This is a genomic window from Paenibacillus roseus (assembly GCF_016424485.1).
GTDB classification, from domain to species: domain Bacteria; phylum Bacillota; class Bacilli; order Paenibacillales; family Paenibacillaceae; genus Paenibacillus_D; species Paenibacillus_D roseus.
In genome coordinates this window covers 57,809-79,153 of sequence record NZ_JAELUP010000037.1, presented here as the reverse complement: position 1 = coordinate 79,153, position 21,345 = coordinate 57,809, and the positions used below count along the sequence as shown (strand labels likewise).

23 protein-coding genes and 1 tRNA gene are annotated in these 21,345 nt (G+C 46.7%); 17 read left to right on the top strand and 7 right to left on the bottom strand.

What is annotated here, in order from left to right:
- Positions 1–50 precede the first annotated feature (50 nt).
- The 5 genes from remB to dnaA form a co-directional block, all read right to left on the bottom strand.
- Positions 51–299, bottom strand: a complete 249-nt coding sequence (remB, locus tag JFN88_RS10350) for an extracellular matrix regulator RemB (protein WP_199019247.1) — start codon at positions 297–299, stop codon at positions 51–53.
- Positions 300–375: 76 nt separating this feature from the next.
- Positions 376–1,509, bottom strand: coding sequence for a DNA replication/repair protein RecF (gene recF, locus JFN88_RS10345; protein ID WP_199019246.1), 1,134 nt, complete (start codon positions 1,507–1,509; stop codon positions 376–378).
- Between the two features lie 35 nt (positions 1,510–1,544).
- A complete protein-coding gene (yaaA, locus tag JFN88_RS10340) occupies positions 1,545–1,760 on the bottom strand; it encodes a S4 domain-containing protein YaaA (protein ID WP_199019245.1) in 216 nt (71 codons plus the stop codon).
- A 15-nt stretch (positions 1,761–1,775) separates the two neighbouring features.
- The gene (gene dnaN / locus JFN88_RS10335; protein ID WP_199019244.1) at positions 1,776–2,918 is read right to left on the bottom strand and encodes a DNA polymerase III subunit beta; all 1,143 of its coding nucleotides are present in this window, start codon (positions 2,916–2,918) and stop codon (positions 1,776–1,778) included.
- A gap of 220 nt (positions 2,919–3,138) precedes the next feature.
- Positions 3,139–4,491, bottom strand: coding sequence for a chromosomal replication initiator protein DnaA (gene dnaA, locus JFN88_RS10330; RefSeq protein ID WP_199019243.1), 1,353 nt, complete (start codon positions 4,489–4,491; stop codon positions 3,139–3,141).
- Between the two features lie 716 nt (positions 4,492–5,207).
- Between dnaA and rpmH the strand changes: the two genes are divergently transcribed.
- From rpmH to JFN88_RS10270, 12 genes are all read left to right on the top strand, one after another.
- The gene (gene rpmH / locus JFN88_RS10325; RefSeq protein WP_028563561.1) at positions 5,208–5,342 is read left to right on the top strand and encodes a 50S ribosomal protein L34; all 135 of its coding nucleotides are present in this window, start codon (positions 5,208–5,210) and stop codon (positions 5,340–5,342) included.
- Between the two features lie 151 nt (positions 5,343–5,493).
- Positions 5,494–5,862, top strand: a complete 369-nt coding sequence (rnpA, locus tag JFN88_RS10320; protein WP_199019242.1) for a ribonuclease P protein component — start codon at positions 5,494–5,496, stop codon at positions 5,860–5,862.
- A gap of 167 nt (positions 5,863–6,029) precedes the next feature.
- A complete protein-coding gene (locus tag JFN88_RS10315) occupies positions 6,030–6,797 on the top strand; it encodes a YidC/Oxa1 family membrane protein insertase (RefSeq protein ID WP_199019241.1) in 768 nt (255 codons plus the stop codon).
- A complete protein-coding gene (gene jag, locus JFN88_RS10310) occupies positions 6,794–7,417 on the top strand; it encodes an RNA-binding cell elongation regulator Jag/EloR (protein WP_199019240.1) in 624 nt (207 codons plus the stop codon). Before JFN88_RS10315 ends, jag begins: the two co-directional genes overlap by 4 nt.
- A 379-nt stretch (positions 7,418–7,796) precedes the next feature.
- Positions 7,797–9,176, top strand: coding sequence for a tRNA uridine-5-carboxymethylaminomethyl(34) synthesis GTPase MnmE (gene mnmE / locus JFN88_RS10305; protein ID WP_199019239.1), 1,380 nt, complete (start codon positions 7,797–7,799; stop codon positions 9,174–9,176).
- A 73-nt stretch (positions 9,177–9,249) separates the two neighbouring features.
- Positions 9,250–11,139 (top strand): tRNA uridine-5-carboxymethylaminomethyl(34) synthesis enzyme MnmG, encoded by a 1,890-nt coding sequence (gene mnmG / locus JFN88_RS10300; protein WP_199019238.1) that lies wholly within the window; start codon positions 9,250–9,252, stop codon positions 11,137–11,139.
- 3 nt (positions 11,140–11,142) lie between these two features.
- A complete protein-coding gene (gene rsmG / locus JFN88_RS10295) occupies positions 11,143–11,859 on the top strand; it encodes a 16S rRNA (guanine(527)-N(7))-methyltransferase RsmG (protein WP_379166550.1) in 717 nt (238 codons plus the stop codon).
- 634 nt (positions 11,860–12,493) lie between these two features.
- Entirely contained in the window at positions 12,494–13,309 is an 816-nt protein-coding gene (noc, locus tag JFN88_RS10290; RefSeq protein ID WP_199019236.1) for a nucleoid occlusion protein, read from the top strand.
- A 107-nt stretch (positions 13,310–13,416) separates the two neighbouring features.
- Positions 13,417–14,190, top strand: coding sequence for a ParA family protein (locus JFN88_RS10285; RefSeq protein WP_199019235.1), 774 nt, complete (start codon positions 13,417–13,419; stop codon positions 14,188–14,190).
- Positions 14,171–15,025: a ParB/RepB/Spo0J family partition protein gene (locus JFN88_RS10280; RefSeq protein ID WP_199019234.1), complete on the top strand. Its 855-nt coding sequence runs from the start codon at positions 14,171–14,173 to the stop codon at positions 15,023–15,025. The genes JFN88_RS10285 and JFN88_RS10280 overlap by 20 nt, the downstream gene beginning before the upstream one ends.
- Before the next feature lie 306 nt (positions 15,026–15,331).
- On the top strand, positions 15,332–16,504 hold the full coding sequence (locus JFN88_RS10275) for an aminotransferase class V-fold PLP-dependent enzyme (protein WP_199019233.1): 1,173 nt from the start codon (positions 15,332–15,334) through the stop codon (positions 16,502–16,504).
- A gap of 71 nt (positions 16,505–16,575) precedes the next feature.
- Complete coding sequence (locus JFN88_RS10270) at positions 16,576–17,073, top strand: DUF4446 family protein (RefSeq protein ID WP_199019232.1); 498 nt, start codon at positions 16,576–16,578, stop codon at positions 17,071–17,073.
- 65 nt (positions 17,074–17,138) lie between these two features.
- On the opposite strand, the gene yyaC is transcribed toward JFN88_RS10270, so the two are convergent.
- A complete protein-coding gene (gene yyaC / locus JFN88_RS10265; RefSeq protein WP_199019231.1) occupies positions 17,139–17,726 on the bottom strand; it encodes a spore protease YyaC in 588 nt (195 codons plus the stop codon).
- Positions 17,727–17,833: 107 nt separating this feature from the next.
- Here yyaC and JFN88_RS10260 point away from each other — a divergent pair, with 107 nt between their 5' ends.
- From JFN88_RS10260 to JFN88_RS10245, 4 genes are all read left to right on the top strand, one after another.
- Positions 17,834–18,079, top strand: a complete 246-nt coding sequence (locus tag JFN88_RS10260) for a putative Se/S carrier protein (protein ID WP_199019230.1) — start codon at positions 17,834–17,836, stop codon at positions 18,077–18,079.
- 25 nt (positions 18,080–18,104) lie between these two features.
- On the top strand, positions 18,105–18,980 hold the full coding sequence (locus tag JFN88_RS10255) for a mechanosensitive ion channel family protein (protein ID WP_199019229.1): 876 nt from the start codon (positions 18,105–18,107) through the stop codon (positions 18,978–18,980).
- Positions 18,970–19,197 carry a DUF951 domain-containing protein gene (locus JFN88_RS10250; RefSeq protein ID WP_199019228.1) on the top strand — a complete coding sequence of 76 codons (228 nt, stop codon included), beginning with the start codon at positions 18,970–18,972 and terminating at the stop codon, positions 19,195–19,197. The genes JFN88_RS10255 and JFN88_RS10250 overlap by 11 nt, the downstream gene beginning before the upstream one ends.
- A 92-nt stretch (positions 19,198–19,289) precedes the next feature.
- Positions 19,290–19,380 (top strand) — tRNA-Ser (locus tag JFN88_RS10245).
- Positions 19,381–19,636: 256 nt separating this feature from the next.
- Here the strand turns inward: JFN88_RS10245 and JFN88_RS10240 are convergent.
- Positions 19,637–20,029, bottom strand: a complete 393-nt coding sequence (locus JFN88_RS10240) for a type II toxin-antitoxin system HicB family antitoxin (protein WP_233167672.1) — start codon at positions 20,027–20,029, stop codon at positions 19,637–19,639.
- A 432-nt stretch (positions 20,030–20,461) separates the two neighbouring features.
- Between JFN88_RS10240 and efeO the strand changes: the two genes are divergently transcribed.
- Positions 20,462–21,343 carry an iron uptake system protein EfeO gene (gene efeO / locus JFN88_RS10235; protein WP_199019226.1) on the top strand — a complete coding sequence of 294 codons (882 nt, stop codon included), beginning with the start codon at positions 20,462–20,464 and terminating at the stop codon, positions 21,341–21,343.
- The last annotated feature ends 2 nt before the right edge of the window (positions 21,344–21,345 follow it).

Here is a 21,345-nt window from a genome sequence, read left to right as displayed (position 1 = left end):
TCACTGCTCCTCTCAACTGCTTGCTACTGATTGCTGCGAAGTTCTAGGCATTAGTTTGCCGCAAAGCTATGGGCCCGTTTTTTCAAAGTGGAGGATGAAATCGGAGAATAATATACCTTTTGCTTCGTAATCACAATGGATTTGGATTCTTCTTCGCCAATGACTTCGACATCCTTGCGCTTCATTGCGCCGGCTACGAACTGCTTGGACAGCTTGGATGACTGCTCGATAGAAATATCAAATATGGCCACCAGCTCCATGGCCCGAATAATCTTCTCTCCGCCTAAATGGATATACATCACCGTTCACCCCTTTGGTATGAAAATACAGAGAAAGTATCACATACCAGCCTGTATTCCATTTGAAAAACGCTGCTTACTCCGTCATCGACGGTCGTCCTGCGCTTGCAACCTGTCCTTTGCTCACCTGATAGACACGCGCATCCTTAAGCTTGCTTAAATTGACGCTCTCAAGTCCAGTTGTCGTGATGAAGGTCTGGACCTTCGTCTGGAACGTCTCGATCAGCTGAGTCTGCCGATTCTGATCAAGCTCCGACAGCACATCATCCAAAAGCAGCAAGGGATACTCCCCGATTTCCTCATGTATCAGCTCAATTTCAGCTAATTTAAGCGACAGCGCCGTTGTGCGCTGCTGCCCCTGAGAGCCGTATACTTGCGCTTCTTTCCCGTTTATATAAAAGGTCAAATCGTCCCTATGCGGTCCGATTAAGGTTACACCTCTGCGCAGCTCCTGATCTTTCACCTGTGTTAACTTTATCATAAATTGCTCGAATAAAACAGATTGATCTTGTTCCAGATCGATATCCAGAGAGGGACGATACTTGATGTCCAGTTCCTCTTTGCCAGCGGTAATCCCGCTATGAATGCTCTTGGCCCAGCGCAACAGTTTATGAATAAAGCTTTGCCTTTTTTTAATAATTTTAACACCAAATTCTGCTAGTTGCATATTCCACACGTCCAGCAGCGGCTGCTGGGCTGATCCGGGCCCTGAAGACTTCAAGTAATTATTGCGCTGCGCCAGCACCTTGCCGTATTGCTGAAGCGTATGCAAATAGCCGGGCTGTACCTGGCCGATCTCCATATCGAGAAACCGCCTGCGGATGCCCGGCGCGCCTTTGACGATCTCCAGATCCTCCGGAGCGAACATGACTACATTCAGCGATCCGATAAAAGCGCTCAGCTTGCGCTGCTCCAGTCCATTGACCTTGGCCTTCTTGCCTTGACTGGAAAACGAGAGGTCAAGCTTGACCGTCCCGTACTTCTTCTCGACCTCGCCATGAATATGGGCATGAGCGCCCTCCCAGCCGATCAGTTCCTTATCCTTGTTGGTCCGGTGAGACTTGGTCAGCGCCAGCACAAACACAGCCTCCAGCAAATTAGTTTTGCCCTGGGCGTTCTCTCCTACAAACAAGTTGACTTGACTGTCCGTATTCAATTCAATCCGCTCATAGTTCCGGTAATTTTGCAATGTGATTTGTTTTAAAAACAATGTGGGAACCCTCCTGCGAGAAAGTTGCGTCTGAGTTAACGCTCGGCAACGATAAAAAAACCGTGCCCCTCCACCTCGAGGCGGTCTCCCTTATAGAGCTTGCGGCCGCGGCGGTTATCAGGCTCCCCGTTGATATGAACCTTTGTTTCCATCAGAAAAAATTTCGCCTGTCCGCCTGAATCGATGCAATCGGCCAGCTTCAGAAATTGCCCCAGCGTAATGTACTCCGTAGAAATTTTCACCTCAGTCATAGCTTGTATCCTTCCTTAGCCCGTTGTCCGGTACGGCAAAATGATATGCAGGCTGTGCGCATGGTCGGTCGGTCTGATAATGATCGGGCTCATAGCGCCGTTGAAGCCGATAAAAATCTTCTCGCTGTCGATAACTTTCAGGCAGTCAAGCATATATTTGGAGTTGAAAGCTACGCGGAGCGGGTCACCGTTAAATTCTGCAGCGTCCAGATGCTCGGTAACACGGCCAAGCTCGGCAGAGCTGGAAGAAATCTCAATCATGCCATTATCCAGCGTAATCAGGCGGACAATGTTTGTTTTTTCCTCGCGCGACATCAAATAAGCACGGTCGATAGCATCTGTCAGTTTTTTAGTATCCAAAACAAGTTCTGTTTTGAACACTTGCGGAATAATCTTGGAAGTATCCGGGTATATACCCTCTAGCAGCCTGGAATAAAACAGCACATGGCCAAGCTTGAACAGCACCTGATTATCCGTTACGACGATATCCACAAGAGATTGATTGTCCGGTACAACCTTCGACAGCTCAACCAGAGTCTTGCTGGAAATCACGATATTGGAAAAGCGATGACCGGAACTTGTCTCGACATGGGAGCTGCGGCTCGCCAGTCGGTGACGGTCTGTAGCAACAAATTTGAACTGCTCTTCCGCCAAATTCCATAACACGCCTGTCAAAATCGGTGTCTGTTCGCTGGTTGAGGCTGCAAAGCTGGTCTGACGAATCATTGATTTCAGCAGATCACCCGGAACGGAGAAGCTTTCATTCTCTTCAATGGACGGAAGCACGGGAAATTCCTCCGGATCAAGACCAACCATCTGGATATCGGAAGATCCGCTGCGAATTTTAGTTTGAAAGTTATCCCCGACCTCGATTTCTACTTCATCAGCGGGAAGCTTCTTCACGATTTCCACAATAAATTTGGCTGGAAGCACAACACTGCCCGGTTTGTCGACTCTCGCATTAACCTGCTTGTCTGATTCCGTCTCAATGAAGCTTTGGATGGAAATATCGGTATCGCTTGCAGTTAAGGTGATGCCATGATGCGTAACATCAATCTTGATACCGCCAAGTATCGGAATCGCCGGTCTTGAAGAGGCTGCTTTGGATACTTGCTGAATCGCATCGTTCAGTTGGTCCTTTAAAATCATTAATTTCATAATTTCACTCCTAGGGTAAAATCATATCGCCATCGCCGTGTTTTGTCCGTCAAAAGGACGGCAAAGCCGTTTATGCTTGAAAGCCTGTATATTAAGTTATTTTAACATTATTTTGTTAGTAGTCGTAGTAGGGGCGCTGGATATGTGGATAACAGGCCTAAAAGGCGATCAAGCAAGCTTATCCACATGTGTATACAATGTGTACAGGCTTGCTTGTTGTTCACGTATGATTTTTTACTTTGTCCATCAGGTTGTTCACAATCTTATATAATTCCGAATCCGTTTTAAGCTGCTGCGTTATCTTCTCATGGGCATGGATGACTGTCGTATGGTCGCGCCCGCCAAAGGCTTCTCCGATCTTCGGCAGTGAATAATCCGTCAACTCGCGTGCGATATACATCGCGATCTGCCGCGGGAATGCCACTGCTTTGGTCCGTTTGCGGGCCTTAAAATCCTCAAGCTTCAGTCCGTAAAATTCTCCGACCTTCTGCTGAATATCCTGAATTGTAATCATTTTCGGCCTGCTGGAAGGGATAATGTCCTTTAGTGCTTCAGCAGCCAGATGCGAGGAAATATCTTCGTTGATGAGTGAAGAGTAAGCAACAACGCGAATAAGTGCACCCTCAAGCTCACGGATGTTCGTATCGATCTGGTTGGCTATATAAACCATCGCTTCATTCGGAATATCCAGGTTCTCCGCCTTGGCCTTCTTGCGTAAAATCGCGATCCGGGTCTCCAGGTCCGGAGGCTGGATGTCGGTAATCAAGCCCCATTCAAAACGGGAGCGAAGCCGCTCTTCCAATGTCGGAATCTCCTTGGGAGGCCGGTCACTGGAAATAATAATTTGCTTTCGTTCTTCATGAAGGGCGTTAAAGGTATGGAAAAATTCCTCTTGGGTCTGTTCTTTACCGGCCAGGAACTGAATATCATCAATAAGAAGAATGTCGATATTCCTGTATTTCATGCGGAAACTCTCTCCGCGGTTGTCCCGAATGGCATTAATGAATTCATTTGTGAACTTCTCGGAGGATATATAAAGGACCCGGGTGCTCGGGTTATGCTCCAAAATATAATGGCCGATTGCATGCATCAAATGTGTTTTGCCGAGTCCAACGCCCCCATATAAAAATAGCGGGTTATAGGCTTTGGCCGGTGATTCCGCTACAGCCAGCGAGGCTGCATGCGCAAACCGGTTGTTCGCACCGATAACGAAGGTGTCAAAGGTGTACTTGGGATTCAGCATATGAGAGAAGGTTTCCTCTTGGACAACCGTTGCCGCTGGAGCGATTGACGGGTAAGGCGCTGCGGGTTCCGGGGGTTTATTCTCTTCAATTGCAAATTTAATGTCGATTTGTCTACCCAAATATTCAAATAGAGTGGTGCGGACCAGCTTGGTATACTTGCTTTCGAGCCATTCGGCTGCGAAGGTTGTTGGCGCTGTAATTACGAGCAGGTCTTCTTTCAGAAAAGAAGCTTTGGTCGCCTTGAACCAGGTATCATAGCTGGGCTTGCTCAATTTGGTTTGGATAATAGACAACACTTGTTGCCATATTTCTTGGGTATGGCTATCCACAGACTGTCACTCCTTATCCAAGTGTTTCCGACTCCAGTTTGGCGGCGCCAATGTCGAGGAAGTGTCGAAAAAACAGAAAAAACGTAGAAAATATCCACAATATTAAGAATGCTGTATGAATAGTTATCAAAGGAAGATGAAAATTGTTCACAATATTATCCACAGGCTGTTAATAACTTATGTTCACCCTTTCAGTCATCCACACAGAAAACAAATCTATCATAGCAAAATAAGCCCTTGATTTCAATGAATTACGCGATTTTATCCACATATTCAATAGGTTGTGTATAAATGTTATGTACAACACTAGATATTGTTTATATCTTGTGCAAATTTGACAGAAAACCGTGAATGCAAGAAAAAAATGTCCACATGTTACTAATTTTTCGCCTGCTTTTTCGGTTGTGGACATTTTTCGTGACTTTTTACAATTATCCACAACAAAAATCGCTCTTGCTTGGGCACAGCTCCAATTGACAGTTCCCAGGCGGGGACACAGTTGACTTTTGCACATTGGCGTGGTTTAATTAAAAAAGGCGTTTTTTCAGGGTACGGGGTAAGTATGCTTGTTATGACGGGTGTGCAAACTTCATATCACGTGAAGCGTTGCTTTCGTCTTTCTTGAGAGACGGGGCCGTTTACGCTTGAGAGTTCAAGGGATTGTAAAGCATAGATGGACATGTCCGAACGATTCCTTTGTAAGGAGGTGCGAAGAGATGAGACCGACTTTTAGACCAAATGTAAGCAAACGTAAAAAAGTGCATGGCTTCCGCAAGCGGATGAGCACGAAGAACGGACGCAAAGTGTTGAGTGCACGCCGCCAGAAGGGCAGAAAAGTATTGAGTGCATAATTGGATGAAGACCACAATAGGGTGGTCTTTTTTTCAAAATAAAAGGCAATAATGAGGTTTGAGTCGTTGGTTTTGCTGTCCAAATCGGGTTGCAGCCTTGCGCTTAACCTTAGTTCATGTAGAAGTCAGGAAGGGCTGGTGTTGAAAGCCCGTGCATAGAAAGCTTCGTCTGCGAAAGAGGCAGGATTTCAACCGTATTTACAGAGGAGGAAGATCGTTCGCGAACAGCCAGCTCGTCATTTACTGGTCCCGCAAGCCTGAGGTGGAACACTTCCGAATGGGAGTATCCGTCAGCAAAAAGCTAGGCAATGCGGTCGTACGGAACCGGATGCGCAGGGTGTTGAAGGAGATTGTGAGACATAACAAGGACAACATTGTTTCTCAGATTGATTTCATCCTGATTGCACGGATGCCGTCGGTGTCGATGACGTCAAAAGAGCTTGAAAAAAGCGTGCTGCATCTTCTCCGAAAAGCAAAATTACTTCAAGCCCAGCCCAAGCCGGCCACTGTGAAAAACTAGGCAGCTTCAAGGGGGACGGGCTGTTTCTTTGTTTAGGATAATATGGTATAGTTTATCTTGGAATACGAGTAATCGGTGCGTGTTCCCAAGTGATAGACAAGCCCTTGCAGCCTACAGTTGCAGGTGTTTTATAGCTTAGATGTGTTGCTCTTTAGAGAGGAGTTTTGATGTTGTCCCGATTGACAAAGAAGAAATGGTTAGTTGTACTCGCATTGGGCATGCTGATGGTTCTGCTTTCGGGCTGTGTTCCTCTGGATCACACGACTTCGACAGAAGATATGCTAAAGGGCAACTTTTGGGAGCGTAACGTAGTTTACTACTTTGCCACCATGCTTGACAGCTTTGCCAACTGGTTTGGCGGCTCCTATGGATTATCCATTCTGCTCCTTACCATTATCGTCAGAACGGCGATTCTGCCATTGACGTTGAAGCAGTACCGCAGTTCCAAAGCAATGCAAGCGTTGCAGCCTGAGATGAAGAAGATCAAGGAAAAGTATAAGGACAACCCGCAAAAGCAGCAGGAAGAGACGATGAAGCTGTTCCAGCAGCATCAGGTTAATCCGCTGGCCGGCTGTCTTCCTTTATTGATCCAGATGCCAATCTTCATCGCGCTATACAACGCGATTTACATGAATCCGGATATCCGGAGTCATACATTCCTGTGGTTGGAGCTTGGCGCGAAAGACCCGTATTACGTATTGCCGATTATCGCTGCAATTACGACATTTATCCAGTCGAAGATGATGCCGCAGCAGCCGAACAATCCGATGCAGGCGATTTTGCTTATTTTCCCTGTGCTGATTTTCGTCATGGCGCTCAACTTTCCGGCAGCGTTGCCGCTGTACTGGATTTACAGCAACATTTATACGATTGTACAAAACTACTTCCTGTATGTACGCTCCTCTGATAAGGGCAAGGAGGTTCCTGCGAAATGAAGAAAATCATTGCATCAGGAAAAACGATGAACGATGCTGTTCAAAAAGGATTAGCACAATGGCAAGTGTCAGAAGAGCGTGTTCGCATTACGGTATTGGAACATCCCACGAAAGGTTTATTCGGATTAATCGGAGCCAAGGAAGCGAAAGTGGAATTGGAACTTATTCCCGATGCTGCGGAAGAAACGGAGAAATTCTTTCAGAACGTTGCCCGGACAATGGGATTGTCGGTTACAATTGAGCGGCGACAGACCCGGGATGGCTGGGTCTATGAGCTAGCTGGCGGAGAAGATCTGGGTATGCTGATTGGACGCCGTGGCCAAACACTCGATGCATTGCAATATCTGGCTAACATTGTGGCTAATCGTTATTCCGACAGCCATCAGCGCATCGTGCTTGATGCAGAGAATTTTCGCGAACGCAGGCGCAAGACACTGGAAGAGTTAGCTGAACGCTTGGCCGCGCGGGTCATTCGGACGCACAAAGAGGTAGTGCTCGAACCGATGTCGCCGGCAGAGCGCAAGGTTATTCACGCGAAGCTGCAAAATCACAGCAAAGTGAGAACTTTCAGTAAAGGGGATGAGCCATACAGACGTGTGGTCATCTCTGTGAAATCATAGATGTTATTTTAAGGCAATGGCTCCGATGAGGCATTGCTCTTTTCAATTTTTAGGCCTTAATCAATAGTGATTCGGATAATTAGTGATTGTCGCAGCTGTAAAACGATGTAAAAATTTTTCAGCCAGCGGCAGGCGTCAAGGCTGCTATAAAGTGTTAAAATGGAATAGGTATTCAGGTAAGATTACCGATGAAGAAATATTAGTAAGTGAGCCCCAAGATAAGCAAGAGGTTGCAGGCACAAGCGAATAGTTGTTCTTACACTCCCTGTGTGCATGGAAACGCACAATGAATTAAAGGAAGCGGCAGGGGAAGGAGCGCATCTTGCGGCTTGGAACAGGGAGGATCACTGTACTTTCAAAATAGAGGTGCAAACAACAGATGATACAGGATACGATTGCCGCCATATCCACAGCTGTCGGAGAAGGCGGCATTGCAGTAATCAGGATTAGCGGACCGCAGGCGGTTGATGCCGCGCATGCAATATTCAGGTCCAGGACGGACATTCGGGCGGCAGCCTCCCATACTGTACATTACGGCAACATTGCAGACCCACGTACGGGCGAAGTAATAGAGGAAGTTCTCTTGACCGTGATGAGAGGGCCGCGCTCGTTTACGGCGGAAGATGTAGCTGAAATCAGTACGCACGGCGGATATGTTTCGGTGAAAAAGGTGCTCGACCTTGTTCTGCAACAGCAGGATGTGCGGGCCGCGGAGCCGGGAGAGTTTACGAAGCGCGCCTTCCTGAACGGGCGTATTGACCTCGCGCAGGCAGAAGCCGTAATGGATCTGATTCGCTCCAAGTCGGATCGGGCGTTCTCCATTGCCCTCAAACAGGTGGATGGCAAGTTGTCCAGGCAAATCAGGACGCTAAGAGGGGAAGTCATTGAGCTGCTGGCGCATATCGAGGTGAATATTGATTACCCCGAGCATGATGTCGAGGAGATGACAAGCAGTTATATTAGAGAGCAATGTATTAAAGTTATCAGCCAGTTGGATAGACTGTTAAAAACAGCCGATGAAGGTAAGATATTGAGAGAAGGCATAACGACTGCAATCGTTGGCCGTCCGAATGTGGGCAAGTCTTCCTTGCTGAATGCGCTCGCCCAGGATAATAAAGCGATTGTAACGGATATTCCCGGAACGACCCGAGATGTCATTGAAGAGTTCGTCACGGTTGGGGGGATTCCGCTCAAGTTGCTGGATACGGCAGGCATACGGGAAACGACGGATCTTGTTGAGCAGTTAGGTGTCGAACGATCGCGCAATGCGTTGAACGATGCCGATTTGATTCTACTAGTGTTGAATAATCACGAACGGCTGAACCAGGATGAGCTGGAGCTGATGGAGCTGTTAAAAGGCCGTCAGGTGATTGTAATTGTGAATAAGACGGATTTGGAGAACCGGTTGGAAATTGATCGGTTGGGGCAGCTTTATCGTCCGGAGGCCATTGTGAAAATGTCTGTTCTGGCAGAGCAAGGGCTGGACAGCTTGGAATCTGCCATATCTTCGCTATTCTTCAGCGGCTTGCTTGAGACGGCTGATATGACGTATGTGAGCAATGCCAGACATATTGCGTTGCTCAAGCAGTCGAAGCAGTCGTTATTTGATGCGATAGAAGCGACAAATTCGGGAATTCCAATTGATATTATACAGATTGATGTACGGAGCGCATGGGAGCAGCTTGGAGAGATTATCGGCGATTCAGCGGGAGATTCGCTGATTGATCAGATTTTTTCTCAATTCTGTCTCGGAAAATAATTAAATTTCAGTTGCTCTAGTGCGCAAGCAATAGGGGAACTAAGCAATCTGTGAAAGTGAGGGAGAGTAGAACATGAGTTATGAAGCCGGTCAATATGACGTAATCGTAATTGGGGCAGGCCATGCAGGCTGTGAAGCTGCACTGGCCGCGGCCCGGATGGGCTGTGAAACACTGCTGCTGACGATCAACTTGGACATGGTAGCTTTTATGCCTTGCAATCCATCGATTGGCGGTCCTGCAAAAGGGCATGTCGTTCGTGAAATTGATGCATTGGGCGGAGAAATGGGCCGTAATATCGATAAGACGTTTATCCAAATGCGGATGCTGAACACTGGAAAAGGGCCAGCGGTGCATGCGTTGCGCGCGCAGGCTGACAAGTTTCTTTATCAGCACACAATGAAGCAGACGATTGAAGAAACGGACAAATTAACACTTCGGCAAGGACTGGTAGAGGAACTGATTGTGGAGGATGGCGTCGTCATTGGTGTCATTACTAAGAGCCAGGCCATCTACCGTGCCAAGACTGTCGTGCTGACAACAGGCACTTATTTACGCGGCAAAATTATTATGGGTGAGCTGATGTATGACAGCGGACCAAATAATCAGCAGCCTTCCGTGAAGCTGTCGGAGAGTCTGCGCCAACTCGGTTTCCAGCTTGCGCGCTTCAAGACGGGAACGCCACCAAGAGTGCACAAGGATTCGATTGATTTTGGCCAGACGGAAATCCAGCCTGGGGATGAGAACCCGAAGTTCTTCTCTTATGAAACGCAATATTCGGAGAATGAGCAGCTTCCTTGCTGGCTGACCTATACATCAGAAGAGACGCTGCGTGTCATTAATGATAATATTCACCGTTCGCCGCTGTTCTCCGGTGCAATCGAGGGGACAGGACCGCGCTATTGTCCGTCGATTGAAGACAAGGTTGTGCGCTTTGCAGATAAGCCGAAGCATCAGATTTTCCTGGAGCCTGAGGGTAGAAATACGTCTGAATATTATGTTCAGGGTCTGTCTACAAGCATGCCAGAGGATGTTCAGCTCTCTATTCTTCGCTCAATCCCCGGGCTGGAAAAAGTAGAGATGATGCGGACCGGCTATGCAATTGAGTATGATGCGGTTGTACCGACACAGCTCTGGCCGACGCTGGAGACGAAGCTTGTGCCGGGACTTTTTACAGCGGGACAAATTAACGGAACCTCCGGCTATGAAGAAGCCGCGGGGCAGGGAATTATTGCCGGAATCAATGCTGCCTGCAAAGTACTCGGCAAAGAGCCGGTCATTGTATCGCGTTCCCAAGGTTATATTGGAGTTATGATTGATGATCTGGTAACAAAAGGGACGAATGATCCATATCGTCTTTTGACTTCTCGTGCTGAATATAGATTGCTGCTTCGTCATGATAATGCGGACTTGAGATTAACGCCGACAGGCTATGAGATTGGTCTGATTAGTGAGGAGCGGTATGTCCGTTTTTTGGCGAAAAAGCAATTGGTCGAGCGTGAAATCGAACGTTTGAAGGAGACGAAGGTCAAAGCTGACGGAGAGGCCCAGCAAATGCTCGCTAATCTTGGGTCATCGCCGCTTCAGCATTCTACAGATGCACTCTCCCTGCTTCGCCGTCCAGAGGTTGCGTACGCACACTTGGAACCATTCATTGATGTACCAGCCGAACTGACGGAAGAAATGAAGGAGCAGGTCGAGATTCAGGTCAAATATGCCGGTTATATAGAAAAGCAACTGCTTCAAGTAGAGCGCTTGGCAAAGATGGAGAAGAAACGTATCCCATCAGATATTGACTATATGGATGTCAATGGAATTGCGTCCGAAGCGAAGCAAAAACTGTCAGATATTCGGCCGTTGTCCATCGGTCAAGCCTCCAGAATTGCCGGGGTTACTCCAGCCGATATTTCGATTTTGCTTGTTTATCTGGAGCATTATAACCGTGTAGTTGCGGCACGGGGGTAAATGATGAGGATTCAATGGTTTGCAGAGATGCTCTCGGAGCGGGGGATTCAACTATCCGAACGGCAGAACGAACAATTTCATATTTATTTTAAACTGCTGGTTGAGTGGAATGAGAAGATGAACCTCACGGGCATCACAGAAGAAGAAGCTGTTTATGAAAAGCATTTTTATGATTCACTTTCTCTCACTTTTTTCAAAGATTTCAATCAGGTGAAGTCCATCGCGGATATTGGATCAGGAGCAGGGTTTCCGAGTCTTCCAATCAAGATTGCTTTTCCTCATTTGAAAGTTACGATTGTGGATTCACTTAACAAGCGAATTTTGTTTTTGAAACATGTTGTTGAACAGCTTGGATTGACGGAGGTTTCCTGTATTCATGGCAGGGCGGAGGATGTGGCCAGGCAGGCTGATCATCGTGATAAGTATGATCTGGTGACAGCCAGAGCTGTTGCCAGATTGGCTTCTTTGAACGAGCTATGCTTGCCCTTCACTAAGAAGGGCGGGTATTTTGCTTCGATGAAGGGAGCCTCCCCACAGGATGAGGTGGACGAATCGGTTAAAAGCTTGAAGGAGCTTCGTGGACAGGTGGAAGCTGTTTTCAATATGGCACTGCCATTCGAGCAGTCCGAGAGACATATTGTAATGATCAAGAAGCTGGAGCCAACTCCGAAAAAGTACCCACGAAAAGCAGGAACACCGATCAAAGAGCCGATTGTATAACAGGTATAAAATTCTTTGCGAATCAGTTGATGTTTCACGTGAAACATCAACTGATTTTTTATTTTTTGCCCAGGTTTCAAGCAGGAAAACAAGAATGACTTGGCGAAATATTAAAGTCAGTTCATAATTTATATTACAAAAGTGTAATTAGCTCCAAGGTGCCATGATGCAATGATATCAAGAATTAAGTTAGGTATATGTTTAGGATGCCGCCTTATATTCCACCTAGATGGGCTATGGAGATTTTGTTAAACTATAAGGCTTTATAAGTTTTTTTCTTGTATAATAAGTTGAACGGAAGAAACAGAGGTGGGATAGCCGGAGAAGAACCTTTCACACGCAGGTCCCGCTCGACCTTCATTCGTTCAGCTATAAGGCTTCTATTTCTGCGTGAAACGAAGTTGTGCCCGTTCATGACGGCAAAAATCGTTTTCACATGTTGGTAATGAAGAATAAATTGTTGCTCGATGCATTAATACCGGCTGCGACTTGGAGTGGACGGCTTCAAGAGATACGAACTGCTGTTTGTGTTTATTTTTGCTAATTGTCGATGGATGACTGGGCAAGTTCCAAGGTTCAGGGGAATGGCTATCACAAATAGCCGTATATTAGAAATTGGGTGGTTAACAAAAGTATGAAAGAACAATTCTCGCGTTTGTTCGGGCTCGGGGAAAAGGTTGCTCAGGATGAAGTAAAGCAGCTTCCAATTGGAGACATCGATCCTAGTCCGTACCAGCCACGAACGATTTTTGATGATGAAAGAATTGATGAGCTTCTTCAGACCATCAAAACTCATGGAGTTATTCAGCCAATCGTCGTCCGGATGAGAAACCAAAGGTACGAAATCATTGCGGGGGAGCGTAGGTTTCGTGCTGTCAAAAAGCTGGGCTTGGAAACAATTCCTGGTATTGTTCGTGATTTCAATGATTCCCAAGCGGCATCTATTGCTCTGATTGAAAATTTGCAACGTGAGGGACTGACTGCTATTGAAGAAGCAGTTGCCTACCAAAAGCTGATTGATCTGCATAATTTGACGCAAGAGAGCTTGGCCCAGCGGCTGGGCAAAAGCCAATCTACGATCGCCAACAAGATTCGTTTGCTGAATTTGAGCGAGCCTGTCAAGAGCGCCTTGATTGAGCGGAAGATTACAGAGCGTCATGCCCGTGCATTGCTTTCTCTGGATACCGATGAGCTCCAGCAAAAGGTTTTGGAGGATATAGTGACCAAAGAGCTGAATGTCAAACAAACCGAGGCGCGGGTTGCCTTTTATAAAGAATCTTCCAAAATTAAAAAGTCCAAACGGGTCTCATTCTCCAAGGATGTCCGGCTAGCTGTCAACACAATCCGGCACTCGATTGAAATGGTATCGGGGTCGGGCTTGAAGATCAAGACAGATGAAAAAGACAATGATGATCATTATGAAATTGTTATTCGTATTCCAAAGCGTTAAAATAAGAAAAGTAGCTTGGTCAAGTATAGACGCCGTCCTTGGGCAGGGGCGGCTATCATCTTTTGTGTGCTTGAATGCTAGTTTTTATAATATTGAGGTGAACTGGTTTGTCCAAAATAATAGCAATTACGAACCAGAAGGGCGGAGTTGGCAAAACAACAACTTCTGTTAATTTAGGCGCTTCATTGGCTTCGTTAGGGAAAAGAGTACTACTTATAGACATTGATCCGCAAGGCAATACAACTAGCGGGATTGGCATCAATAAGGCTGATGTGGAAAATTGTATTTATGATGTGCTCATTAATGAGGTTCATCCACAAGAGGCGATGGCTGAAACCAATATCCCAGGACTCACCATGATACCAGCGACAATCCAACTTGCCGGAGCAGAGATTGAACTGGTACCGACCATATCTCGTGAGTTCAGACTGAAGAAGGCCATTCATCAGGTCAAGGATATGTTTGATTATATATTGATTGACTGCCCGCCCTCACTCGGTATTTTGACAATTAATTCATTAACCGCCGCTGACTCGGTCATTATTCCGATTCAGTGTGAGTATTACGCGCTGGAAGGGTTGAGTCAACTGCTCAACACCGTTCGTCTTGTCCAGAAGCACCTGAACACGAATTTGCAAATAGAAGGTGTGCTGCTGACAATGTTTGATGCCCGGACGAATCTTGGCATACAGGTCATAGAAGAGGTTAAGAAATATTTCCAACAAAAAGTTTATCAAACTATTATTCCTCGAAATGTCCGTTTGAGTGAGGCTCCATCGCACGGTCAATCTATTATAACGTATGATCCAAGATCGAAGGGTGCTGAGGTTTATCTTGAATTGGCAAAGGAAGTGATCACATATGAGCAAGCGACTAGGTAGAGGGTTGGATGCGCTGATCCCATCCTTGTCTGTAAGCGATGATGATAAAGTGATTGAAGTTGCACTAAATCAGCTCCGGCCGAACCCGTATCAGCCTCGAAAAACGTTCGATGATGATTCCATTAAAGAACTCGCAGAATCGATCAAACAGCACGGTGTGATTCAGCCGATTATTGTACGCAGTGTACTAAAAGGTTATGAGATCATTGCAGGGGAGAGACGTTTCAGGGCATCGAGTCTTATCGGTTCGAAGACAATCCCGGCGGTTGTTCGTTCCTTTTCTGACCAGCAAGTTATGGAGATCGCATTAATTGAGAACCTGCAAAGGGAAGACTTGAATGCTATCGAAATAGCAATTGCGTATCAAGCAATTATGGAAAAATTTGGACTAACTCAAGAAGAGCTTTCTCTGAAGGTGGGCAAATCCCGTTCCCATATCGCGAATTTCCTTCGTTTGCTGACTTTGCCACAAGAAATTAAGGAAGATGTTTCACGTGGAACAATTTCTATGGGACATGCTCGTGCGCTTGTCGGGGTAAAGGAAGAGGATGTTCGCAAAGAGTTGGCTAGCCAAATTGTCGAACATGAATGGAGTGTTCGAGAGCTTGAGGAAGCAATTCAGAAACTCGATCAGCCGAATAAGGAAACGCAGAAAGTAAAGGCGAAAAACAAAAAGAAAGACCCTTATATTGAGCATATCGAGGAATCTTTAAGGGAACGATTCAAAACGACGGTTAAAGTGAAACAGCAAAAAGACCGGGGACGGATTGAGTTGTTGTATTATAATAAACAAGATTTGGAACGGCTGTTGGAGCTGCTTGAGCGCATGGCATAATTAAGAGACGCAGCGTCTGGCGCGTTGAGGGGCGATGTATAAGTCACTACAACGGCGGAGCTGGTTACGCTTGTATCTATAAGCCGTTTCTGCCGGTTTGATGTGGAATGGTGAAGAGTAATAAATAGCTGCGTAATAGCATGCCATGTGCTGAACTTCTCGATAGGGGACAAGCCAAGGTGTGCTTATTTTTTTGAGGGTGAGACGACACATTGGTTTCTAAGTGTGGCCGCTTGCGTTTGGTTATAGCCCGGAGAGTGTGTGAAGAATAAGAGGGACGAAGGTTTACGGAGGTGTAGGGTAGAGATGGATAGACAACAGGAGAATAAAGTGATTTACCTGGATCATGCGGCTACGTCGTGGCCCAAACCCCCGCAAGTTATTGAGGCAGTACAGCATGCACTTCTATATGACGCAGCCAACCCGGGGCGGGGTAGTCATGCGATGGCGGTCAGGGCGAGCCGGATATTGTTCAATACACGAAAAAAAATGGCGAAGCTATTCCATATCGGAAATCCAAATGATATATCTTTTGCCCTCAACACAACAGGGGCCTTAAACCAAGCGATCAAAGGTTTTTTGAAACCGGGCGATCATGTCATTGCAACATCTGTGGAACATAATTCTGTCCGACGTCCGCTGGAGTATCTGAAAAGAACAGCCGGTATTCAAGTCAGCTATGTAGAAACGGATGCTGCCGGGCGGCTTGACCCCAAACAGGTGGAAGCTGCAATCATCTCTTCAACGACATTAATCGTGATGAATCATAGTTCGAATCTGCTGGGCAGCATACTGCCCGTTGCAGAGGTCGGGGAAATAGCCAGAAAGCATGGCGTGAAACTGCTTGTAGATGCCGCTCAGAGCGCTGGAGTGGTTGATATAGACGTGGGACTGCTTGGAATAGACATGCTGGCTTTCCCCGGGCACAAAGGGCTTCTAGGGCCTCAGGGGACGGGTGGTCTTTACATTCATCCTGACCTGGAGCTTGAGCCTTTTATCCACGGCGGGACAGGGAGTCAATCAGAAGCGATCGAGCAGCCGCTTGTACGGCCGGACCGATATGAATCCGGAACGCAGAACACCGCGGGGCTTGCTGGACTTCAGGCAGGTGTGGAATATGTGCTGAATGAGACGGTTCAAAACATCCATACTAAGGAATGGACATTGACACAGCAATTGATGGAGAAACTGCAGCCGATTTCCGGCCTTAAGCTGCTTGGACCAGACTTGGGGGAACCACGGACTGGAATTGTGGCTTTCGTCGTTGAGGGGGTGGACTCCTCAGAGATGGGTTTTATTCTGGATCAGCATTATAATATTGCCGTGCGCACGGGATATCACTGTACGCCGCTGGCCCATATTCAAGCCGGAACACAGGGCACAGGCGCAGTGAGAGCAAGTGTGGGCTGCTTTACGACGAATGATGAGGTGGAGGCGTTCGCGGCAGCAGTGAAGAAAATTGTCAACCAGTATCGGTAGGGAAAAGTACAGAGTGGAAAGAACGAGGCGAAATCAGGCTGAAATGAATTTGTAGGGGGAGCAAAGCGAGAATGTCAGAAGTATCAACATCTATCTCAGTTGAGGCTTGGGTTGTCGCAGCAGCAGGGGCGTTCATGCTTTTGTTGTTTGTGTGGCTGATGGTGCTCAGTATCCGGTTTGGAAAAATGCGCAGGCGTTATAAGAAAATGATGGCGGACACAGGGATCGATAATCTGGAACAGTTGATCGAGCAGTTGCAGCATAATGATCAGTTGCAGCAAAACAAGCTGCAATTGCAGGTTGAGCAATTGCAGCTTATGAAGGAATCATTGGCCCAGGTTAAGGGGAGAGTCGGAATACATCGGTATAACGCATTCTCGGACCAGGGCAGCGACTTAAGCTTCTCGCTCGCTATTATGAATGACAAGCAGGATGGTGTCATCATTAGCGGCATTCACGGAAGGGATGAAACTTATGTGTATGCGAAGCCGCTCAAACAGGGGGAATCAGCCTACCCGCTTTCGCCTGAAGAGAGGAAGGCTGTAGGTTTGGCATTGCAGCAAGGTTAATCGTCAAGACCCAGGCACAGACTTGTTGTCTGAAGCAACAGGCAAATAAGATTTGATATGCGGCCTTATCCGTCGAGTGCGGAAAGGCTGCTTGTGCTCTCGGAGAGGATGGCATGAAACAGGCTGAAGGAAATAATTTCGGACAATTGCATGACAAGATGCAACCGGGTATTTTGCAGGACAAAATACTCCATAAAGCCGCCAACGTTCACGATTCCTGTAATATGCATATCACCGACAGGGGGAAGTTGTTTATTCACTCCGGCTCCAGGTCGAACAGGTCCTTCACCTACCTGAATGCTTCCTACACTGGCTACCTGACCGAGACATGCATCAATGCCAATAATAAAAGGCGGATCAGGTGTGGCTTTGATTGCGGCCATCGTTTCCTCCAAATTCATGGCATGGACTGGAGATTCCAGCGTACCATAAACATCGAAGGGTTTATTCGGATGGCGCGTAAGTGCAGTGCCTACAAGCGGACCAAGGGCATCACCTGTAGAGCGGTCGGTTCCAATGCACACGACAGCAATACGTTGGCCGGCAGTTACAGACTTGAGGAGCAAACGGATACGCTTCATCAGATGACCATTGACGTTTGGTTCAGATGAGGCTATTTTAAAAGGTGAAGCTTGAGAGGATGCGAGTTTCATAGTATCCCTCCGCGGCTAAAAGTAATAGTAATAGTATATGGACAAAAAGGGTGTTTTATACTCTCACGACGGAAATTGAAGATGCATGGGAGACAGGGGGAGAGGTCATGCTGATTGCATTTGATTCGACGCAGCAAGCGCTTAGAGCAGAGATGCTGCTGGAGTATGCGGACATTGATATCGATATATGTCCCACACCAAAAGAAATAACAGCGGGCTGCGCGCTTTCTATAGAATTTCCCGACGATGGGCTGGAGACTGTAAAGTCTGTTATTGTAAGTGAGAAGGTCGAAATCAGAGGAATCTTTACCCGGCGGGAAGAAGGCTACCAAGAGGTTCCGTTCAATATATAGCAGGTGAAAGAAAGGAACGAAGAAGATGGGGCTTCAATCGCTTTATCAGTCAATTATAACTGAATTGAGCAATGAAAAGCTGTGGCAAACTATAGGGTGGTCTGCCTTTAGAATTATCTTGATTCTTGTATTGGGCAGAGTCTCGATTATAATTGTCAATAAAACGATCGACCATGTTGTATTTAATCGGGAGCCGGAAAGGCTTGGTCAACAGGTCAGGCGAATTCGTACGATTGGCAAGCTACTCAAAAATGTGGTAGCCTATGCGATTCACTTTGTGAGTGTGCTGCTGATTTTGTCCGAGTTTAATATTAATCTTGGACCACTGCTTGCGGGTGCTGGAGTAATCGGACTGGCAATCGGCTTTGGCGCTCAAAGCCTTGTTAAGGATGTCATTTCAGGTTTCTTTATCGTAGTGGAGGATCAATTTGCGGTAGGAGATATCATTCAGACGGGAAATTTCAAAGGCACAGTGGAATTGATCGGACTGCGCTCTACGCGCATTCAGAACTGGACAGGGGAAGTTCATATTATTCCAAATGGCATGATTAATGAGGTTACGAATTTCTCCATTAATAATTCATTGGCTGTACTGGATGTATCGATTGCTTTTGAAGAAAATATCGACCGCACCGTATCGGCTATCAACGGGATTTTGGCGCGAATTGATGACCCGAATCTAATTAAGGCTCCAGAGGTGCTTGGCATTCAAACACTTACAGCGACAGAAGCATCCCTGCGGATTGTTGCGGAATGCCGGCCAACGACTCAGGTTGCAGTCTCCCGTGTGCTGAACAGGGAAATTAAGAAAGCACTGGATGCAAACCAAATTGAAATGGCCTACCCAAGAATGATTACTTATCAGCAAAATAAGGAGGGGAGAGCGTCCAATGGAACGTAAACAATTCCAGCTCGGAGATGTCGTGCAGATGAAAAAGCCGCATCCCTGTGGAACGAATGAAATGGAAATTATTCGGATGGGGATGGATATTCGCATCAAATGTGTGGGCTGCAAGCACAGTGTCCTGATTCCCCGGCTTAAGTTCGAGAAAAATATGAAAAAAGTGCTCCGCAGCAAGGAGGAGAATGAAGCTGGAGGCGGCAGCGAGCTTACCTAAGCGAAGCGCTTTTAACAACCAAATTTTTGCTAAAAGCATCTTGCATTTCTCGTACAGGCTGTGATACAATCTATCTTGTTGTTATCTAATGCGGAAAGGTACCCAAGTGGTCCAAGGGGGCTGACTCGAAATCAGTTAGGCGTCTCACGGCGTGCGTGGGTTCGAATCCCACTCTTTCCGCCACCTTTTAATCGCCTGTAACAGTGGTATTGAGGCGTTTGTGTAAACGATGAACATAGCGTGTACATAGTCGATCTATACTAGCTGATTGCAATGGGCCTAACCAATTCGTTAATCTCTTACGTTTAATATACGTAGGAGGTTTTCTTTTTTTATGGACAAGCAAACAAGACCGAAGAAACGAGAACTTCAAGTCACTCACTCCACGCAACGTTGCCCGATAACTCATTAAACATAAGATGACAAAAGGACGCCTACATTAGCGCGTCCTTTTATCCGTTAAACCAAGATGTCTTTTTAGCCCGTCTTGTAATACTCGGGAGAAATTTACGTTATTCTCTACCGCAAGCTCATCGAGCCATTTTGGTATCGTCAATGTCTTCTTAACGGCTTTTTCAGAAATCAGATCTCTATACGGAGGCATCCACACCTCGATAAGTGCAACAGACTGTCTCGGTGCCACCGCAATATCACTTGGCCGGGATGGGGATGGAATTTCATCGCCGTCCTGTTCCATTCCGTAGAGGTGCAGTGCCAAACAATCTTTCGCCATATGGTAAACTTCGTCTAGCTCATCAGCCGCGCCTGCACACGTATACGCGCCAGGCAGATCAAAAATAGAAACATGACGATGTGACCATAAAAAGGGCAAGCCAGCATTGCCTCGCGGCAATACTGGCTCGTTGACGGTGATTGATCTGGATCGGGTAAAGCATTACACTCGTTAATTTGAGAAACCTTGGTCCATCGTTTTATACGATGGTATGTGTTGCAGACATATTGTCTTTGGCACAACCCTCCGCTTCTAAAAGCTAAGTGAAACGATACCACCTTGCGGTTGTTGCTCCAACTGGTTCAACGGAACCACACCTCTCTTTTCACCGTCCACAATAGGATGTCCTTTACCCGCAATTTTATAATAGGAAACGATTCCCAATTCCAAGAAAAATCGTATTGACACTGCCCGACTAAGAAATTATGATTACCTTAAATGAAACTGATTATCGATATCAAAGGCGTAAAAAATCTATTCCCGGAACCATTCATTGTCGGGGTTAGATAAACATGAGGGGAGAACACATAAATGAAGGCGCGTTTCATGGCAACAACAAGTGCCGCTGTACTTGCAATATCTCTGCTGGCTTCGGGCTGCGGAAGTGCAGGGGATACGAAGAAAGATAACAAGCCTGCTCAGGCAGCAACGAACGCCAATGCTGTTCAGATTAATAATGAAACAGCGGATGATTACAAGGCTATCATTGATGAATACCGCAAATATGTGATTGCAGAATGCGATCTCTTTGTGACGGAAACGGAAGCCTTTGTCCAGGCAATCAAAGCAGGCGAGATTGACAAGGCCAAAGCAATATATGCTCCGGCCAGAATGCATTATGAGCGTATTGAACCGATTGCCGAGGCGTTAGGTGATTTTGATCCGAATATTGATGCCAGGGAAAATGATGTGGAAGCTGCTGAATGGCGCGGTTATCACAAGCTGGAGAAAGCTCTTTGGGAGCAAGGCTCTACTGAAGGTATGGAGGAAACGGCTGACCGCTTGCTCGAAGATGTGAAGCTTCTGAGAGCCAAGGTCGAGACGGTTGATATTGAAGTATCCATGCTTGCAACTGGCGCGGTGGAGCTGCTGAATGAAGTGTCGGCTACGAAGGTAACAGGAGAGGAAGAGCGCTATTCTCGCACGGATTTGTATGACTTTGTGGCGAACGTAGAAGGAGCGGAGAAGATTTATGAGTTGCTTAAATCAAAGCTAAAAGATCAAGATGCTGAATTGACCGGTGAGATCGAACAGCGGTTCAAGGAAATCAATGAAGCTTTGGCATCCCATAAAAGCGGGGAAGGGTATGTCTCATACGATGATTTAAAAGGGGAAGATACCCGCAAACTCAGCCAAGCGCTTGATGCTCTGGCTGAGCCGCTGTCCAGAATGGGCGCGGTGCTTGGCGTATAATT

Bases quoted from the DNA above. Each gene is read 5' to 3' on its own strand.
- remB (WP_199019247.1), bottom strand. From the start codon at position 299: ATGTATATCCATTTAGGCGGAGAGAAGATTATTCGGGCCATGGAGCTG.
- yaaA (WP_199019245.1), bottom strand. From the start codon at position 1,760: ATGACTGAGGTGAAAATTTCTACGGAGTACATTACGCTGGGGCAATTT.
- dnaN (WP_199019244.1), bottom strand. From the start codon at position 2,918: ATGAAATTAATGATTTTAAAGGACCAACTGAACGATGCGATTCAGCAA.
- rpmH (WP_028563561.1), top strand. From the start codon at position 5,208: ATGAGACCGACTTTTAGACCAAATGTAAGCAAACGTAAAAAAGTGCAT.
- JFN88_RS10315 (WP_199019241.1), top strand. From the start codon at position 6,030: ATGTTGTCCCGATTGACAAAGAAGAAATGGTTAGTTGTACTCGCATTG.
- jag (WP_199019240.1), top strand. From the start codon at position 6,794: ATGAAGAAAATCATTGCATCAGGAAAAACGATGAACGATGCTGTTCAA.
- mnmE (WP_199019239.1), top strand. From the start codon at position 7,797: ATGATACAGGATACGATTGCCGCCATATCCACAGCTGTCGGAGAAGGC.
- mnmG (WP_199019238.1), top strand. From the start codon at position 9,250: ATGAGTTATGAAGCCGGTCAATATGACGTAATCGTAATTGGGGCAGGC.
- rsmG (WP_379166550.1), top strand. From the start codon at position 11,143: ATGAGGATTCAATGGTTTGCAGAGATGCTCTCGGAGCGGGGGATTCAA.
- noc (WP_199019236.1), top strand. From the start codon at position 12,494: ATGAAAGAACAATTCTCGCGTTTGTTCGGGCTCGGGGAAAAGGTTGCT.
- JFN88_RS10280 (WP_199019234.1), top strand. From the start codon at position 14,171: ATGAGCAAGCGACTAGGTAGAGGGTTGGATGCGCTGATCCCATCCTTG.
- JFN88_RS10275 (WP_199019233.1), top strand. From the start codon at position 15,332: ATGGATAGACAACAGGAGAATAAAGTGATTTACCTGGATCATGCGGCT.
- JFN88_RS10270 (WP_199019232.1), top strand. From the start codon at position 16,576: ATGTCAGAAGTATCAACATCTATCTCAGTTGAGGCTTGGGTTGTCGCA.
- yyaC (WP_199019231.1), bottom strand. From the start codon at position 17,726: ATGAAACTCGCATCCTCTCAAGCTTCACCTTTTAAAATAGCCTCATCT.
- JFN88_RS10260 (WP_199019230.1), top strand. From the start codon at position 17,834: ATGCTGATTGCATTTGATTCGACGCAGCAAGCGCTTAGAGCAGAGATG.
- JFN88_RS10255 (WP_199019229.1), top strand. From the start codon at position 18,105: ATGGGGCTTCAATCGCTTTATCAGTCAATTATAACTGAATTGAGCAAT.
- JFN88_RS10250 (WP_199019228.1), top strand. From the start codon at position 18,970: ATGGAACGTAAACAATTCCAGCTCGGAGATGTCGTGCAGATGAAAAAG.
- efeO (WP_199019226.1), top strand. From the start codon at position 20,462: ATGAAGGCGCGTTTCATGGCAACAACAAGTGCCGCTGTACTTGCAATA.